The following is a 17,097-nucleotide window of genomic DNA, read 5'->3' as shown; positions in this document are numbered from 1 at the left end:
TCGTGGCAAAAAATCTTAAATCTAAAAATTAAAAAAATGTTAAAAATTGCTTTTATTGGCCTAGGAAATATGGGCATCGGAATGGCTCAAAATTTATTAAATGCAAATTACAGCCTAAACGTTTACAACAGAACAAAAGATAAATCATCTACCTTAAAAGGAGATGTAAAAGTTTTTGATCAACCAGATAAAGCTGTTGATGGGCAAGATATAGTAATCACCATGCTATCTGATGATGAAACTTTAAATCAATTAGCCAATGGCGAACATGGTTTTTTAGCATCCATGAAAAATGGCGCTATTCATATCAGTATGAGTACCATTTCTCCAGATACTTCCAGAGAATTATACAACATGCATAAAATTGCTGGCTCACATTATTTAACTGCTCCTGTTTTTGGTCGACCAAATGCAGCAGCTGAAGCTAAACTATTCATTTGTACCTCTGGCGATGTAGAAACCAAAGAAAAAGCAAAAGCTGTTTTAGAATTATTAGGTCAAGGGATTTATGATTTTGGCACCGAACCTGGCGCTGCAAACGTGGTAAAGTTGGCGGGTAACTTTATGATTATGGCATCTATGGAAACCATGGCTGAAGCTTTTACCTTGGCAGAAAAACAAGGTTTAGACCGTGAGCAAGTGGCAGAATTTTTTGGAAATACAGTTTTTAACGCCCCTATTTATAAAAACTACGGAACACTCATTGCAAAAAAACAATATCAACCTGTAGGTTTTAAATCTAAATTAGGCTTTAAAGATGCCCGTTTAGCCAGCAAAATGGCTTTAGATGCACAAATGCCAGCACCATTATTAAGTTTAGTTTACAACCGTTTGTTAAGTGCGGTAGCAAATGGAAATGGCGAAAATGATTGGGTAGAAGGTATTGCCGGAAGTGTTTCTACAGATGCGGGAGTTTAAAATATGATCATGTATATTGGCTTAGCAATAGCCGTAATTGCTTTTTTTGTCCTTTCTTTTTTAAATACCTCCGTTTTTGGTGCCGAGCCTAAGGAAGAGGATTTAAATCATTCTAAAAACTTTAGAGATGGCGTTTTCCATAATCAATCATTAACAGAAGTGATGCGCCCTGGTGCATCTTATTTTGAACTGATTAAAGATTTACTAACCAAGCCTAAAAACAACACACCAAACCAGCCTGTTGAGGTTATTAAGACAGATTTATTACAAATCAACTCCACAGAGCCTTATCTTATTTGGTTTGGGCACTCGTCTTACCTTTTGGTGGTTGATGGAAAGAAAATTTTGGTCGATCCTGTTTTTCACAACGCTTCGCCAGTTCCAATCTTTGGCAAGCCCTATCCTGCTACGCACAATTATCAAGCAGAAGATTTTCCGGAGATAGATTTAATACTCATCTCTCATGATCATTATGACCATTTAGATGAAAAAGCGATTAGAAAATTGATCCCAAAAACCAAGCATTTTTTAACTTCATTAGGTGTTGATGCGCATTTAAAACATTGGGGAATTTCTACAGAGAAAATCACCGCCTTAGACTGGGACCAAGAATTTTCTTTTGAAGGTTTAAAATTCACCGCTGCTCCTGCTCGTCATTTTTCTGGTCGTAAATTTAAAAGAGGAAATACTTTATGGAGCTCCTTTATTTTAAAAACTGCTACACAACAAATTTATTTAGGTGGTGATTCTGGTTATGATGAACATTTTAAATTGATTGGTGAACAACACGGACCTTTTGATTTAGCCATTTTAGAGTGCGGACAGTATGGTAGAGATTGGCCAAAAATCCACTTATTGCCAGAAGAAATGATTAAAGCAGCAAGCGAACTCCATGCTAAAAAACTAATTCCTGTACATTGGGGCAAATTTAGCTTAGCATTTCATCCCTGGACAGAACCAATAGAAAGAGCTTTAATAGCATCAGAAAACACAGAAATAGACATTTATACCCCACAAATTGGCGAGTTGCTACACTTTAATGAAGCTAATAAAACTACAAAATGGTGGAGAGCAATAAATAGTATCTAGAAATTTATTCCCCATTTTAGTTTTTTGAGAAGCACAAAGCCAGTGCTTCTCATCAACTTGTTTCCTGCTATACACTCATACTGCACCCCTTCGCACTATCTTTCGCTCGGCTTTAGCCTCTTTGCCGGTATCCGTTTCTATCAGGGCTAAAAACAACGTTCCATCTTTGTAAAAGCTTAAGCATTTGTGCATTTACAACACAATTCTACTCATTCCATTTATCAGCTTAAACAAATTAAAAACAAGCTCAATTTCATCAAATCCCACTAAAACATCATTTTTTCATTAAAAAAATTATGTAAACCCAGTATCCATTATTCTGTATTTTAAAACAATAGGTGCTTCTTTTGATAGCTAATTGCTTTGAATTTTATTGTTCACAATTAACACATTACCTATGTCTTACAATTTAGTAGAAACTGCAAAAAATTATTTTAGCAGCGAATTTATCAATCAAGCCTCTTCCTCTTTAGGAGAAAGTAGTTCGGGAATTTCTAAAGCATTATCTGCAATAGTCCCAACAAGTTTAGCTGGTGTTTTAAGCCATGCTACAGATAGTACCGATGGTGCAAATAGTGTATTTACTATGGCTAAAGCGGCTTCTACCACCCTTTCACCATCTCCAACATTGAGCAATCTTAAGAGCCACGAAACCAAAGGAGGAAACATCCTATCTCAATTATTTGGGAGTAACCAGTCGAATATCATCAGCAAAATTTCCCATTTTGCAGGTATAAAGGACTCTTCAGCAGGATCATTATTTAACATGGGTATTCCTGCAATCATGGGTCTTTTAGGTAAACATGCCGAACAAAACAACTTAAATTCCAGCGGATTAACTGATTTTATTTCTTCCCAAAAAGATCATATTATGGGTGCAATGCCATCTGGATTATCTTCTTTAACCAGCATGTTTGGGCTTGGTGCTTTAGGGAGCACAGCATCATCTATGGCTTCAAATGTAAAATCTTCTGTTGCCGATAGAACGCTTCATATAGCAGATAAGCCAAACGGAAGCTCTAAATGGTTAATCCCTTTAATACTTGTTATTGCTATAATTGCCGGACTTTTCTTCTTTTTAAGAACTTGCAATAAACCTGCAGACACCACTAACATAAATGATACGAGTAATGTAATCATCCCCGAAATTTCGGCTCCTTCAATTGCTGTAACTACCATTCCTGTAAAAGTAAAATTACCTAACGGAAAAGAGTTAGACGCTTTTAAAGGAGGAATTGAAGATCAATTAGTTGCTTTTTTAAACAGCGATTGGAAAGCAATGAGCGATGAAGAGCTCAAAGAAAAATGGTTTAATTTTGATAACCTAAACTTTGATATAGGAAAAGCTACTTTACTTCCTGCAAGTGAAAATCAGTTAGATAATCTTGCCGAAATATTAAAAGCTTTCCCTGATGCAAAGCTTAAAATTGGTGGCTATACAGATGCTTTAGGAAATCCAGAAAGCAATAAAAAACTTTCTCAAGATAGGGCAAATGCAGCAAAAGCAGGTTTAGAAAAACGAGGCGTTGGCTCCCAAATTATTGATGCCGAAGGTTATGGTTCTCAATTTGCAAAAGCTGCGGCTACTGCTCCTGATGCTGAAAGAGCTTTAGATCGTCATGTATCTGTTAGTGTAAGAAAATAATGATTTGTAGTTAAATCTGTCTTAAAACTCTTGTGATTTCAAATTCTCGCTTTAAGAAGTAGGAGTTTGAAATCACAAGAAAAGGCATTTTATCACCGCCTTACAAATTACTGTTTTGTGATTTTCAGTTTATAAATCATAATTTATAATGTATTTCATTTAAGGAGTCGGAAGACTCCTTTCCATTTTCTAATCCGTAGAGCGCTTACGCTTCACTCGACGGACAGCAATAGCCTTTTTCTGCAAATTTGACATTGATTATACCTTAAAAACCATTCTCCACAAAGCTTAAGCATTATCTTTGCCCAAAATCAAAGATTCAATGACCTCAAATTCACAAATCAGGATATTTAAAATCATCAGTACTTTAGAAGCTATTTCTTTTTTGCTATTGCTTTTTATCGCTATGCCCTTAAAATACTTATTTGGACATCCAGAAATGGTAAAAGTTGTAGGAATGGGACATGGCGTTTTATTTGTTCTTTATGTAATAGGAGCCTATTATATGTATGAAAAACTAAACTGGAGCTTTAAAATTTTAGCTATTACTGTGTTTTGCTCAGTACTACCTTTTGGTCCATTCTATGTAGAAAAGAAGTTTTTACCTCAATAATTTCATTTTTTGTAAACAATTTTAACATTACCTACACCCTCTTTATCAATAGCTATTTTACCGGCTGCTTTTTTAGATAAATCAATAATTCTACCTGCTACAAAAGGTCCTCTATCATTAACTACAACCTTCACTGTTTTACCATTTTTAAGATTTGTCACCTTAACTTTTGTTCCAAAAGGCAAGGTTTTATGGGCTGCTGTTAATTTAGAATTTCTAAATATCTCTCCTGATGCAGTTTTTCTCCCGTTAAATTTATCAGCATAATAAGATGCTTTCCCTGTTTGAATAGTTTTGGGGCTACATCCTACAAAAATTGCACAAATCATCCACATCAAAACAAGAATTTTCGTATTCATAGAAGTGAAATTAATTTAAGCTTTTGGGATAAACTTCATACTTAAGGAATTTACGCAGTGACGAGTGTTTTTTGATGTTAGCCTTTCTCCTTCAAAAACATGGCCTAAATGCCCACCGCAATTAGCGCAAACAATTTCTATTCTTCTACCATCAGCATCGGGAATCCTTTTTACTGCGCCGGGAATTTCATCATCAAAACTTGGCCATCCACAATGAGAATCAAACTTATCATCAGATTGATAAAGCGGTGTGTTACATTGCCTGCAAACGTAAGTTCCGGCTTCTTTTAAATCTGTGTATTCTCCAGCAAAAGGTCTTTCAGTACCTTTATGTAAAATCACATATTCTTCTTCGGGGGTGAGTTTATTGTATTCCATAATGTTCTTTTAAAAGAAACGTAAAATTATAACGTAAGTTTTAATGTGGCCTGATATTCTTCCTTTAACGCTAGTAAACATTTTGCACACATGCATCCTTCATAGTTTTCAGAAATATATTGTACTTCATTTAAACTCAATTGAACTTGCGAACATTGACATTGGGTATAGTTGTTGGCTTTACATTCTATCTTTTGGCCACAACGCTCACAGGCAATAATCTCATGTTTTGTATACTCCATATTTCTAAAATAAAAGGCCTAAAGCTTACGCTAAAGGCCTATTTAAAAATTTGATGTTTTTGTATTATGATCCGCAAGAAAGACAACCGTCTTCCATGCTGCAACTTTGTCCATCTAAAGGCACTTCAACCTCATCATGCTGAATAACTGGATCTATCTCTTTTACAGCTTGACTTTGCACACTAAATTTTACTGCTTGTGCCGCAGCTTGAGTACGCAAATAATACATACCGGTTTTTAAACCTTTTTTCCAGGCATAAAAGTGCATAGAAGTTAGTTTAGATGCAGATGGCGCATTGATAAACAAGTTTAAAGATTGAGATTGACAAATATAAGCCCCTCTATCAGCAGCCATATCAATGATATTACGCATTTTGATTTCCCAAACTGTTTTGTACAATTCCTTTATGGCAGCAGGAATGGTATCAATATTTTGAACAGAGCCGTTAGCTAAAATAATGGCTTCTTTCATTTTATTATTCCATAAGCCTAATTCTACTAAATCTTTTAATAAATGCTTATTTACAACCACAAACTCACCGCTTAAAACTCTACGGGTATAAATATTTGAAGTATAAGGTTCAAAACATTCGTTGTTTCCAAGAATTTGAGAGGTTGATGCTGTTGGCATTGGCGCTAACAATAACGAGTTACGCACACCAGTTTTCATCACCTGAACTTTCAATTTTTCCCAATCCCAACGTTTTGTATCAGGCTTAACATTCCATAAATCAAATTGGAATTTCCCTTCAGATAAAGGAGAACCTTTAAAAGTTTCATAAGCGCCTTCTTTAATTGCTAAATCTGCAGATGCCTGCATAGATGCAAAATAGATGGTCTCAAAAATTTCGGTATTTAATTTTTTAGCCGCATCACTTTCAAAAGGCAATTTTAAAAGCATAAAAGCATCTGCTAATCCCTGTACACCTAAACCAATTGGACGATGACGTAAATTAGAATATTCAGCTTCTATTACCGGATAATAATTATTATCAATAATGCGATTTAAATTAAGCGTAACCTGATAAGTTACATCATATAACCTTTTATGATCAAAAGTGCCATTGCTGATATATCTAGGTAAAGAAAGAGAGGCTAAATTACATACTGCAACTTCATCTGGAGAGGTGTACTCCATAATCTCGGTACATAAATTTGAACTCTTTATTGTCCCTAAATTTTGCTGATTAGATTTGCTATTAGCAGCATCTTTATATAAAATATAAGGCGTTCCGGTTTCTATTTGTGCATCTAAAATGGCAAACCATAATTCTTGAGCTTTAATGGTTTTTCGAGCTTTTCCTTCTTGCTCATAACGCTCATATAATTTCTCGAATTCTTCTCCGTGGCAATCGGCTAATCCGGGTGCTTCATGCGGGCAAAATAAGCTCCAATTTCCATCAGCTTCTACCCTTTTCATAAATAAATCTGAAATCCATAAAGCATAAAATAAATCTCTGGCTCTGTTTTCTTCTTTACCATGATTTTTCTTCAGGTCTAAGAAATCAAAAATATCTGCATGCCAAGGCTCTAAATAAATAGCAAAGGCACCTTTACGTTTACCACCACCTTGATCTACATAGCGAGCGGTATCATTAAATACCTTAAGCATTGGCACAATACCGTTACTGGTTCCGTTTGTTCCGCTAATGTAAGAACCTGTTGCTCTTACGTTGTGAATACTTAAACCAATACCACCTGCACTTTGAGAAATTTTAGCGGTTTGTGTTAAAGTTGCATAAATACCTTCTATGCTATCATCTTTCATCGCTACTAAAAAGCAGCTAGACATTTGAGGCTTAGGTGTTGCTGCATTAAATAAGGTTGGTGTTGCGTGTATAAACCAACGCTCACTCATCAATTCGTAGGTTTTGATGGCACTTTCCAAATCGTTTTTATGAATACCTACAGCCACTCTCATGAACAAATGCTGAGGACGCTCAGCTATACGACCATTTACTTTCAATAAATAAGATCTCTCTAATGTTTTGAAACCAAAATAATCGAAACTAAAATCACGATCGTAAATAATGGTACTGTCTAACAAATCAGCGTTTGCATTGATGATTTCCATCACATCATCAGCAATCATTGAAGCTGCTTTACCTGTTTTTACATCATGATAACCATGCAATAATCTCATGGTATCTGAAAAAGATTTTAACGTGTTTTTATGAAGGTTTGAAACCGCAATACGAGAAGCTAAAATAGCGTAATCTGGGTGGCGAGTAGTTAAAGAAGCGGCTGTTTCTGCTGCTAAATTATCTAATTCTGAAGTGGTTACTCCATCATATAAACCATCAATTACTTTTTTAGCTACCTCTACTGGATCTACAAAATGTTGATTTAAGCTGTAGCTTAGTTTCTCAATTCTTGAAGTGATTTTATCAAACTTTACAGATTCTGTTCTGCCGTCTCTTTTTATTACAAACATTTCTTTTGGTTTAGTATCAAGTAGTGAGTATCAAGTATCAAGATTGGTCTTGCTAATGATACTTAAATCTTGTTTCTTATTTAAAAATCTTCATCTAGTGAAAAGCCTTGGTCTTCTACGCTGTTTAGTACTCCGCTTTTTTGGTAATCGCCTACTCTTTTTTCGAAGAAATTGGTTTTTCCTTGTAGGGAGATCAATTCCATAAAATCAAATGGATTTGTAGCATTGTAAATGGATGGATAGCCTAATTCTGTTACCCATCTATCCGCAACAAACTCAATATATTGCTGCATTAATCTGGCGTTCATTCCAATTAAATCTACTGGTAAAGCATCTGTGACAAATTCTTTTTCGATACTTACTGCTTCTTTAATAATGTCATAAACTTCCTCTTTACTTAGCTTGTTTTCTAACATTCCGTAAAGCAGGCAAGCAAATTCGCAATGCATTCCCTCGTCGCGTGAGATTAACTCGTTACTAAAAGTTAAGCCTGGCATTAAGCCACGTTTTTTTAACCAAAAGATAGAGCAAAAACTTCCGCTAAAGAAAATACCTTCTACAGCTGCAAAAGCTACTAAACGTTGTGCAAAACTTCCATTCTCAATCCATTTAAGAGCCCATTGTGCTTTGCGTTGCACACATGGAACCGTATCTATGGCATGTAAAAGATGGTTTCTTTGTTTGGTATCTTTAATGTAGGTATCAATTAACAATGCATAGGTTTCTGAGTGAATGTTTTCCATCATAATTTGGAAACCATAAAAACAACGAGCTTCAGGAAGTTGAACCTCACTCATGAAATTTACTGCCAAATTCTCATTCACGATGCCATCACTAGCTGCAAAAAAAGCAAGAATATGACTGATGAAATGTCTTTCTCCATCATTTAAATTCTCCCAGTCTTTTTGGTCTGATGAAAGATCAATTTCTTCGGCAGTCCAAAAGCTAGCTTCATGGCGTTTGTACATTTCCCAAATAGCGGGGTAATTAATGGGGAGGATTACAAAACGGTCTTTGTTTTCTCTGAGTAATAATTCTTCCTGTTGCATGTTTTTAATTTTTAAAATCTACACTAGGGAATTGACAAAAGAATTTAAATAATCTGTTACCAAAACAGTTTAATGCTTCAATTGATCAATACCTTTTAGGTGAAAGTTTTAACAAGTCTTTGTTCATTTGGTTTCAAAATCACGTCTGTTTATAGGTTAAATCAATATTTACGAAAGTAAAATATTGATTTCCTGTCTGTTAATTTTGAATCCGATACCGGACAAACAGCGTTACGTTGTGTTTTATGCTTTTCGACTAAAACATGGTTATATTTTAGTTTAAGCTCATAAAAATGTGATACCTGAACAAGCCTTGTTAAAGAACTATTTCAAAAATAGAACATGAAATTGGAATATGTATAGATAAGTTTTTAACAAACAAGAAACTTATAAACAAAGGGTGTTATTGGATATAAATGGAGTGTTTTTATTTAGCCTTTTTTAAAACATAACTAATTCTACACGGCACAATGCCTTTCCCAAACAAGCCAATTTCTTTGGCCGCTGCTTGAGAAAGATCTATCATTAATCCTTTACCAAACGGACCACGATCATTGATTTCTACTTCAACTGATTTACCGTTGTTTAAATTGGTAACGATTACTTTTGTACCAAATGGTAAGGTTTTGTGTGCTGCTGTAAATTTATGGTTGCGAAATTTTTCTCCACTGGTGGTTCTTCTTCCTTCAAATTTACTGGCATAATAGGTTGCCTTACCCGTTTTGTAAATGGTATCCTGCTGTAAAAAGAAGGAGGAGATGACTAAAGAAATAAGGGCTAATAACTGCATTAATCTAATTTAGATATGTTGTAAATATCGGTATATATAATTAAAAACAACAATTATGCCGTTAAGTGTGGGTTTACAGCAATGTCTTTGTAAAATAAACGGGATGGTAGGGGTTTGTGCGTAGTGCAACGCAGCACCGTAACAAAGTGAAGCCCCGAACAGCCCGACTAGCGGAAGTTTACTGCACAAGCTTTGCTTTTCTAAAAAATGGAAAACAAAAAAAGTCGCTTCTTATGAAAGAAACGACTTTTTAAATATGATGAATTTTTATTAAGCCAATTTGGCCATTAACTCTGCCATGGCAGCACCAATTCCGGCTGGAGATTCTACTACGGTAATTCCGCATTCTCTCATGATTTTCATTTTAGCGGCTGCTGTATCATCAGCGCCACCTACAATTGCACCCGCATGACCCATTCTACGTCCCGGAGGCGCTGTTTGGCCAGCAATAAAACCAACTACTGGTTTGGTACCGTTTTCTTTAATCCACAGTGCAGCTTCTGCTTCCATGCTTCCACCAATTTCACCAATCATGATGATTCCGTGAGTTTCTGGATCGTTCATTAATAATTCTACCGCTTCTTTAGTTGGTGTTCCGATGATTGGATCACCACCAATACCAATTGCAGTACTGATTCCCATTCCTGCTTTTACTACTTGATCAACCGCTTCGTAAGTTAAAGTTCCTGATTTAGAAACTACTCCTATATTTCCTTTTCTGAAAATAAAACCTGGCATAATTCCAATTTTAGCTTCATCAGCTGTGATGATACCCGGACAGTTTGGACCAATTAAACGGCAATCTCTATCGCTGATGTATTCTTTAACCAAAATCATGTCTTTAGTTGGAATACCTTCTGTGATACAAACAATTACCTTGATACCAGCTTCTGCAGCTTCCATAATGGCATCAGCAGCAAAAGCTGGTGGTACAAATATGATAGAAACATCAGCACCTGTTTGATCTACCGCATCCTTAACGGTATTAAAAACCGGACGATCTAAATGAGACTGGCCACCTTTACCTGGAGTTACACCACCTACAACTTGGGTTCCGTACTCAATCATTTGAGTGGCATGGTAAGTACCTTCGTTTCCGGTGAAACCTTGTACAATTACTTTAGAATCTTTATTAACTAGTACACTCATGGATATTTTTTTTGTTGGACAAAGCTAAAAGAATCAATAAGAATCTCAAAGCTTTTAAAGTGAAAAAGCTATTTTTAATTCACTTGGTCGTCATTTATTGGGCTGATGGCATTCTCATACCTTAACTGATCAAATTCTTTTTCACTTTTAGCAACTACAACCGCAGCAATTCCGTTTCCTATCATGTTTGTAATGGCCCGGGCTTCTGACATAAAACGATCAACCCCTAATAAAATAGCCATTCCTTCTACAGGGATGATTTTTAAAACCGTTAAAGTAGATGCTAACACAATAAAACCACCCCCAGTTACTGCTGCAGCCCCTTTTGAGGTAAGCATTAATACACCCACAATAGTAATTTGGGTAAGAATAGGTAAATCGATATTAAAAACCTGGGCTAAAAATATGACCGCCATAGACAAATAAATGGAAGTGCCGTCTAAATTAAAAGAGTAACCCATTGGTATCACCAAACCTACAACAGATTTAGAGCAGCCAAAATTCTCCATTTTTAACATCATACTGGGCAAAACAGATTCTGATGAAGAGGTTCCCAAAACAATTAAAATTTCTTGTCGGATGTATTTAAGGTATTTCCATAAACTAAATTGGTAAAGGCGGCAAACCAAATTGAGCACTATAAAAATGAATAGCGCCATGGTGAGGTAAACGGCAAACATTAGTTTAGCCATAGGCATTAAAGCATCTAAGCCATAAACGCCTACGGTGTATGCTATTCCTCCAAAAGCACCTAAGGGCGCCAGTTTCATTACAAACTTCATCATGTTAAACAATACTTTGTTTAATTTATCAAAAGTGATGATGAGCGAGGCACCAGCACTTCCCATTTTGGTTAAACCGAAGCCAAAAAGCATGGCGAAGAACAAGATTTGTAAAATATCGCCTTTGGCAAAAGAATCTATGATGTTATGAGGCACAATATGCGTGATAAAAGATCCCCATTCTATATCGGCTGCACTATTTTGGTATTGTTGAATTTTTTCGGGATCGGTGATCTTCATGTTTACCCCTTGGCCTGGTTTCATTAAATTAGCTACTACCAAACCAATGATAATTGCGAAGGTGGTGATGACTTCAAAATACAATAAGGCTTTACCCCCAACTCTACCCACCTTTTTCATATCATCCATGTTGGCAATGCCTAAAACAATGGTGAAGAATATAATTGGGGCTATCAACATGCTAATCATGTTGATAAAAGTTTGACTGATGAGTTTTGCTGAAGCTGCTGATTCGGGAAGTAAAGCGCCAAAAAGTACTCCTAATAAAATAGCTACTAATACCTGAAAACTAAGATGCGATACCAATTTGTTCATACGGAAACCAATATTTTTTGTGAGAAAGATAGAAATTTAATTATTTAGGCTCTTTTTTTATACCTACCGAACTAAATTGTAAATCGTAAAGATGCTTGTAATACCCATTTAAAGCTAATAATTCTTGATGCGTACCCATTTCTTTAATTTCGCCGTGGTCTAATACAATAATTTTATTGGCGTTTTGAATGGTAGATAAACGATGGGCTATGACAATAGAAGTACGGCCTGTCATTAATTTTTCGATGGCTTTTTGAATGAGTTCTTCTGTTTCTGTATCCACCGAAGAAGTAGCTTCATCTAACACCAAAATTTTAGGCTGATGGACCAATGCCCTTATAAAAGAAATTAATTGTGCCTGCCCAACAGATAAAGTTGCGCCTCTTTCTTGTACATTGTATTGATAGCCACCCGGCAAACGCATGATAAAATCATGGGCGCCTACATCTTTTGCTGCCGCGATGATTTGCTCTAGCGTGATCTCGTCTGATTTTAAACTGATGTTGTTTTGAATGGTATCTGAAAACAGAAAAACATCTTGCAATACAGTAGCAATTTGTGATCTCAAATAATTTAGCTCAAAATCTTTGATGGGGATGCCATCAATGGTGACCTCACCTTTGCTGATCTCGTAAAAACGATTTAAAATATTAATGGTAGATGATTTACCTGCTCCGGTAGCCCCCACTAAAGCTAAGGTTTCGCCTTCTTTTACTTTAAATGAAATGTCTTTTAAAATCCACTCTTCGTTGGTAGGTGTTTCTTCTGTTTGTTTATAAGAAAACCAAACTTTGTTAAATGCTATTTCGCCCTTCATTTTTGGCAAAATGATGGCTCCATCATTCACCGTTTTCTCATCGGTATCTAAGACTGTAAAAATACGATCGGCACCTACCATGCCCATTTGGAGGGTATTAAATTTATCAGCCAATTCTCGGATGGGCCTAAACAGCATGTTGATGTACATGATAAAAGCCACTACCACACCAGGAGAAACTTGCTGGTTTAAAATACTTTTAGACCCATACCATACCAATAAACCTAATGATAAAGCAGAGATGATTTCGACCACCGGAAAAAAGATAGAATAATACCAGTTTGAGCGAATGTGTGCATCTCTGTGGTTGGCATTTATTTGGTTAAATTTTTTAAACTCCTGATCTTCCCGGGCAAAATACTGGATAATGCTTACCCCGGTAATGTGCTCCTGTAAAAAAGTATTGAGTGATGAAATTTGCGTTCTCACGTCTTGAAAAGCTGATTTTATGGCTTCCTTAAAAACATAAGTGGCCACCATTAAAAATGGCATCGGAATTAAAACAATTAAGGTTAAGCGCCAATCGGCATATAGCATTACCGCAATAATGGTGATCACTTGCAGGCTGTCGCCGATGATAGAGATTAAGCCTTCGCTAAAAATATCGGCAATGGTTTCTAAATCTGAAACGGTACGGGTAATGAGTTGCCCGATGGGTGTTCTGTCGAAATATTTGAGGCGGAGTTTGGTAATGTGGTTGAAAATATCCGTACGTAAATCTTTGATGACCGATTGCCCTAAAGCATTGGTTAAAAAGGTATGGAAATATTGGATGAAAGTTTGTACCAGCAGGATAGCGATCATAAGCAATGTCATGTTAAGTAAACCGCTGGTATCGTTAAAAAAGATATAATCGTCGAGTGTTTTTTGAATTAATAATGGCCTGATGGGCGCCAAGGCCGCAATAAGCAAGGTTAAAGTAACCGACCAAAAGAACTTACTTTTATAAGGACGGGCATAATTAAAAACCCTTTTTAATAATTTCCAGTCGTAAGTTTTGCCGGTGATTTTGCTCGCCATTTAAATTCTTTTTATTTTTTTTGGATGTATGGATAAGCTACTTCTGTTAAAAACAAACCGCAAGCGGGTACAGATGCGCCTGCTGCTGATCTGTTTTGACTTTGTATAATCTGATGCAAATTTGCAGGTGCCATTTTTCCTTTTCCTACCTCTACCAAAGTGCCCACAATTGCCCTCACCATATTACGGAGAAACCTATTGGCCTTTACATGATAAACCATTCCGTTTGGAGTAATTTCCCATTGAGATTGTGATACTTCGCAAATATTGGTAAAATTATCTGCGTTAGACTTACAAAAAGCGCCAAAATCTTGATACGATAAAATGATTTTTGCAGCCTCATTCATGGCCTCCACATCTAAAAAATCTTTAATGAGCCAGCTGTTATCTGTTTTAAAAGGATCTTTATTAAAATGGATATGGTATTGATAGGCTCTTAAAGTAGCATCAAAGCGGGCATGAGCCTGAGCTGCTACTGCAATAATTTGCTTAATGGCCATATCATAAGGTAGTAAAGCGTTAATGGCTTTTATAAATTTTATGGCTTGCTCTTCAGAAAGCGTTTCTTCTAAATCAAAGTGCGCAAAAAACTGGGTAGCATGTACGCCGGCATCTGTACGGCCACAGCCTAAAGTTTCTATGGGCTTTCTAAAATAGGTATGTAATGCCTGCTCTAAAACCTGCTGAACAGCTATTGCATTGGGTTGCTTTTGCCAACCATGGTAAGCCGTACCTTTATAAGCTAATTCAATAAAATATCTTTGTGTAAAAATCACTGCACAAATTTAACGCTATTTTAATTTAAGAAAGGAATGTTGGGGAGGAAGTTTAAAGTTAAAAGTTGTAAGTTTGAATCAGTTGTTGGTTATCAGTTGGCGGTTATCAGTTGAGAGTTACCAGTTTTGCCGGTTATTAGTTAAATTATATGATTCAAAGAATTCAAACTGTTTATTTATTTGTGGCTTCATTAGCTATTTATGCTTTATTTCTTTTCCCGTTAGCCAATATTTTAACGGCCGATGGTGCTAAAAAAATTATGATTACGGGTGTTTTTCAAACCTTGAATAATCAGGTGGCGCAAACCGAGTCGTTTACGTTGTTAACCATTGCCACTGGCATTTTAGGGTTGATTCCTTTGGTTTTAATTTTCTTATTTAAAAACAGAAAAAAACAATTGCTATTGGTTTACCTTACTGTTGTTGTATTTATAGGTTTTAGTTTTTGGGTAGCGCAAACGGTAAAAGGGGCTTCACAAACCCTAATGCAAATTAGCGATTATGGCATTGGAGCCGGATTGAGTTCTGTGGCCATTCTTTTTTTAGTTTTAGCAGCAAAAGGCATCAATAGAGATGATAAATTGGTTAAATCTGCAGATAGATTGAGGTAATTTCATCTTATTGCCTGATTTTCATGCGATTTTGTTAAGAACTTGTCATAATTGTGACAAACTTCTTGAATTATTAACATGAATTTAACTTTATCATATTTACTTTAGCGTTTAATCATTTAAAAAGAAAATATGAAAAAAGTTTTACTCTTATTATCATTCTACCTTTTAATATCTTTTTCTCCTGATAAAACATTTGCACAATTGTATTGGGGTGGTAGTGGTTCATGGACAAGTGCTGGATGGAGCACAACAAATAGTGGCCCCTATACTTCTGCATGGGTTTCGGGTAGTGCTGTTATTTTTAATGTACCAGCTAGTACTATAACTGGAGCAACCACTACTTTTTCTTCCATAACTGCCAATGAGGATGTAACTGTTACTTCTGGTGGCACAATAAATACTGGAGCTACTATTGCTACTATAACGGTTGCAAATGGAAAAACATTGGATTTTGGAAGCCAAGCAATTTCAACAGCAGCTGGAACTGGATTTGTAAAAAACGGAGCAGGTTCCTTAGCATTAGCTGGAGGAACATACACAGGTGGATTCACACTTAATAGTGGAACCGTAATTTTAAGAGGTGTTAACGGAATGGGATCTGGAGGTACACTTACCATAAACGGAGGAACTATTGCTGGTAGTGGAAATAGGGATTTAACAGGTAAATATACTTCAATAATAGTTGGAGGGAATTTTACATTAGGTTCTAGTGTAAGTCCTGCATCAAGCAGCGCAAGTTTAACATTTAATGCTCCAATAAGTTTAGGAGCAAATGATAGAATTATATCCTTAGGTGCTAATGATACACGACTAAATGGAATTATAAGCAGTACGGGTGGTGGACTTACCATAGCAAATAGTACCGGCATTGTGAATGAATTAGTAATTGCAGGTTCAAACACTTATACAGGTCCAACAGTTATAGGAGTTGATTCAAGATTAGCTTTAGCAGCAACTGAAGTAATTCCTAATAATTCGCCAATTACTCTTAATGGAGGATCAATATTTACCGGACAATTTAATGAAACTTATTCAACATTAAGATTAACAGAAAATTCAAATATTATTCTAAGTTCATCTTCTGTACAATCTCATAATTTTTCTGCAAGTAATTTAATTGGCTGGACAGCTGGAAAGACCTTAATCATTAATAACTGGCAAGGAGGTTATAACAGTACGTCAGGTACAGCAGGGAAAATTTTCTTTGGTAATAATGCCTCAGGACTAACAGCTCAACAATTATCTCAAATAAAGTTTTTTAATGGAACTGTTAATTCTGATGCTGTTCAATTATCTACAGGAGAAATAGTTCCAACTGGCACCCTCCCCATCTCCCTCACCTCATTCACAGGCAAAGCAGTTAATCAAACTATTTTATTAAACTGGAATACCGCTTCGGAAGTGAATAATAGTTATTTTGATGTTTTACGTTCTGTAGATGGAAAATCATTTACTGCTATTGGCAAAATAAATGGATCGGGTAATTCTAACAGTGCAAAAGATTATTCTTTTGTTGATGAGAACCCTTATGCGGGTAGCAATTATTATCAATTGGTTCAGCATGATTTTGATGGAAAGACCTCTTCATCGGCAATTATTAGTGCTGATTCTAAAATAGCAGCGACTCAATTATCAGTTTATGCGAGTTCATCGGAAGTGAAAATCTCTATTTCCTCTCCAAACCAGGGTAAATGTTTGTTACAGTTATTTGATATTGCCGGAAGAAAATTAGCGGAGCAATCTGTTGCTGTAAACAAAGGATTTAATAGTGTGGTGTTGCCTTTAAGTTTGCAAAATGGAATTCATTTTGTGAGGTATACTACTGACGGAGAGACCATCAATCAAAAATTTGTAAGATAATTTATTA

General features: G+C 35.9%; 16 protein-coding genes. 6 read left to right on the top strand and 10 right to left on the bottom strand.

The genetic code is table 11. The annotated features are described in order from the left end of the window. Positions 1-36: 36 nt before the first annotated feature. The 4 genes from FA046_RS16780 to FA046_RS16765 all read left to right on the top strand — a co-directional run bounded on the left by FA046_RS16780 (position 37) and on the right by FA046_RS16765 (position 4,265). The gene (locus FA046_RS16780; protein WP_136827697.1) at positions 37-918 is read left to right on the top strand and encodes an NAD(P)-dependent oxidoreductase; all 882 of its coding nucleotides are present in this window, start codon (positions 37-39) and stop codon (positions 916-918) included. 9 nt (positions 919-927) lie between these two features. After that, positions 928-2,007, top strand: a complete 1,080-nt coding sequence (locus tag FA046_RS16775) for an MBL fold metallo-hydrolase (protein WP_225870946.1) — start codon at positions 928-930, stop codon at positions 2,005-2,007. Positions 2,008-2,404: 397 nt separating this feature from the next. After that, positions 2,405-3,652 carry an OmpA family protein gene (locus FA046_RS16770; protein ID WP_136827695.1) on the top strand — a complete coding sequence of 416 codons (1,248 nt, stop codon included), beginning with the start codon at positions 2,405-2,407 and terminating at the stop codon, positions 3,650-3,652. 322 nt (positions 3,653-3,974) lie between these two features. Further along, positions 3,975-4,265: a DUF3817 domain-containing protein gene (locus tag FA046_RS16765; RefSeq protein ID WP_136827694.1), complete on the top strand. Its 291-nt coding sequence runs from the start codon at positions 3,975-3,977 to the stop codon at positions 4,263-4,265. Between the two features lie 2 nt (positions 4,266-4,267). On the opposite strand, the gene FA046_RS16760 is transcribed toward FA046_RS16765, so the two are convergent. The 10 genes from FA046_RS16760 to truA form a co-directional block, all read right to left on the bottom strand. After that, positions 4,268-4,624, bottom strand: a complete 357-nt coding sequence (locus FA046_RS16760; protein WP_136827693.1) for a septal ring lytic transglycosylase RlpA family protein — start codon at positions 4,622-4,624, stop codon at positions 4,268-4,270. 15 nt (positions 4,625-4,639) lie between these two features. Continuing rightward, positions 4,640-5,002, bottom strand: coding sequence for a methionine-R-sulfoxide reductase (locus FA046_RS16755; RefSeq protein ID WP_136827692.1), 363 nt, complete (start codon positions 5,000-5,002; stop codon positions 4,640-4,642). Positions 5,003-5,028: 26 nt separating this feature from the next. Continuing rightward, positions 5,029-5,244, bottom strand: a complete 216-nt coding sequence (locus FA046_RS16750; protein WP_136827691.1) for a cysteine-rich CWC family protein — start codon at positions 5,242-5,244, stop codon at positions 5,029-5,031. Positions 5,245-5,308: 64 nt separating this feature from the next. Next, complete coding sequence (locus FA046_RS16745) at positions 5,309-7,678, bottom strand: ribonucleoside-diphosphate reductase subunit alpha (protein ID WP_136827690.1); 2,370 nt, start codon at positions 7,676-7,678, stop codon at positions 5,309-5,311. A gap of 80 nt (positions 7,679-7,758) precedes the next feature. Further along, complete coding sequence (locus FA046_RS16740; RefSeq protein WP_136827689.1) at positions 7,759-8,727, bottom strand: ribonucleoside-diphosphate reductase small subunit; 969 nt, start codon at positions 8,725-8,727, stop codon at positions 7,759-7,761. A gap of 427 nt (positions 8,728-9,154) precedes the next feature. Beyond that, on the bottom strand, positions 9,155-9,517 hold the full coding sequence (locus FA046_RS16735) for a septal ring lytic transglycosylase RlpA family protein (protein ID WP_136827688.1): 363 nt from the start codon (positions 9,515-9,517) through the stop codon (positions 9,155-9,157). A gap of 270 nt (positions 9,518-9,787) precedes the next feature. Next, positions 9,788-10,666: a succinate--CoA ligase subunit alpha gene (gene sucD / locus FA046_RS16730; protein ID WP_136827687.1), complete on the bottom strand. Its 879-nt coding sequence runs from the start codon at positions 10,664-10,666 to the stop codon at positions 9,788-9,790. A gap of 74 nt (positions 10,667-10,740) precedes the next feature. Beyond that, positions 10,741-12,003 (bottom strand): C4-dicarboxylate transporter DctA, encoded by a 1,263-nt coding sequence (gene dctA, locus FA046_RS16725; protein ID WP_136827686.1) that lies wholly within the window; start codon positions 12,001-12,003, stop codon positions 10,741-10,743. 40 nt (positions 12,004-12,043) lie between these two features. Then, positions 12,044-13,840: an ABC transporter ATP-binding protein gene (locus tag FA046_RS16720; protein WP_136827685.1), complete on the bottom strand. Its 1,797-nt coding sequence runs from the start codon at positions 13,838-13,840 to the stop codon at positions 12,044-12,046. 11 nt (positions 13,841-13,851) lie between these two features. Beyond that, complete coding sequence (gene truA / locus FA046_RS16715) at positions 13,852-14,616, bottom strand: tRNA pseudouridine(38-40) synthase TruA (RefSeq protein ID WP_136827684.1); 765 nt, start codon at positions 14,614-14,616, stop codon at positions 13,852-13,854. A gap of 149 nt (positions 14,617-14,765) precedes the next feature. Between truA and FA046_RS16710 the strand changes: the two genes are divergently transcribed. Together FA046_RS16710 and FA046_RS16705 are read left to right on the top strand one after the other, a co-directional pair. After that, complete coding sequence (locus FA046_RS16710; protein ID WP_136827683.1) at positions 14,766-15,227, top strand: DUF4293 domain-containing protein; 462 nt, start codon at positions 14,766-14,768, stop codon at positions 15,225-15,227. 132 nt (positions 15,228-15,359) lie between these two features. Next, complete coding sequence (locus FA046_RS16705; RefSeq protein WP_136827682.1) at positions 15,360-17,090, top strand: T9SS type A sorting domain-containing protein; 1,731 nt, start codon at positions 15,360-15,362, stop codon at positions 17,088-17,090. Positions 17,091-17,097 lie beyond the last annotated feature (7 nt).

The organism is Pedobacter cryophilus (assembly GCF_005116455.1).
Lineage (GTDB): Bacteria > Bacteroidota > Bacteroidia > Sphingobacteriales > Sphingobacteriaceae > Pseudopedobacter > Pseudopedobacter cryophilum.
The sequence above is the reverse complement of the archived record's forward strand: the minus strand, read 5'-3'. Positions and strand labels throughout refer to the sequence as shown.

What these genes read in the sequence shown, in the direction of transcription:
- sucD (WP_136827687.1), bottom strand. Translation starts at nt 10,666, where the DNA reads ATGAGTGTACTAGTTAATAAAGATTCTAAAGTAATTGTACAAGGTTTC.
- FA046_RS16750 (WP_136827691.1), bottom strand. Translation starts at nt 5,244, where the DNA reads ATGGAGTATACAAAACATGAGATTATTGCCTGTGAGCGTTGTGGCCAA.
- FA046_RS16780 (WP_136827697.1), top strand. Translation starts at nt 37, where the DNA reads ATGTTAAAAATTGCTTTTATTGGCCTAGGAAATATGGGCATCGGAATG.
- dctA (WP_136827686.1), bottom strand. Translation starts at nt 12,003, where the DNA reads ATGAACAAATTGGTATCGCATCTTAGTTTTCAGGTATTAGTAGCTATT.
- FA046_RS16740 (WP_136827689.1), bottom strand. Translation starts at nt 8,727, where the DNA reads ATGCAACAGGAAGAATTATTACTCAGAGAAAACAAAGACCGTTTTGTA.
- FA046_RS16745 (WP_136827690.1), bottom strand. Translation starts at nt 7,678, where the DNA reads ATGTTTGTAATAAAAAGAGACGGCAGAACAGAATCTGTAAAGTTTGAT.
- FA046_RS16770 (WP_136827695.1), top strand. Translation starts at nt 2,405, where the DNA reads ATGTCTTACAATTTAGTAGAAACTGCAAAAAATTATTTTAGCAGCGAA.
- FA046_RS16720 (WP_136827685.1), bottom strand. Translation starts at nt 13,840, where the DNA reads ATGGCGAGCAAAATCACCGGCAAAACTTACGACTGGAAATTATTAAAA.
- FA046_RS16775 (WP_225870946.1), top strand. Translation starts at nt 928, where the DNA reads ATGTATATTGGCTTAGCAATAGCCGTAATTGCTTTTTTTGTCCTTTCT.
- FA046_RS16755 (WP_136827692.1), bottom strand. Translation starts at nt 5,002, where the DNA reads ATGGAATACAATAAACTCACCCCCGAAGAAGAATATGTGATTTTACAT.
- FA046_RS16765 (WP_136827694.1), top strand. Translation starts at nt 3,975, where the DNA reads ATGACCTCAAATTCACAAATCAGGATATTTAAAATCATCAGTACTTTA.
- FA046_RS16705 (WP_136827682.1), top strand. Translation starts at nt 15,360, where the DNA reads ATGAAAAAAGTTTTACTCTTATTATCATTCTACCTTTTAATATCTTTT.
- FA046_RS16710 (WP_136827683.1), top strand. Translation starts at nt 14,766, where the DNA reads ATGATTCAAAGAATTCAAACTGTTTATTTATTTGTGGCTTCATTAGCT.
- FA046_RS16760 (WP_136827693.1), bottom strand. Translation starts at nt 4,624, where the DNA reads ATGAATACGAAAATTCTTGTTTTGATGTGGATGATTTGTGCAATTTTT.
- FA046_RS16735 (WP_136827688.1), bottom strand. Translation starts at nt 9,517, where the DNA reads ATGCAGTTATTAGCCCTTATTTCTTTAGTCATCTCCTCCTTCTTTTTA.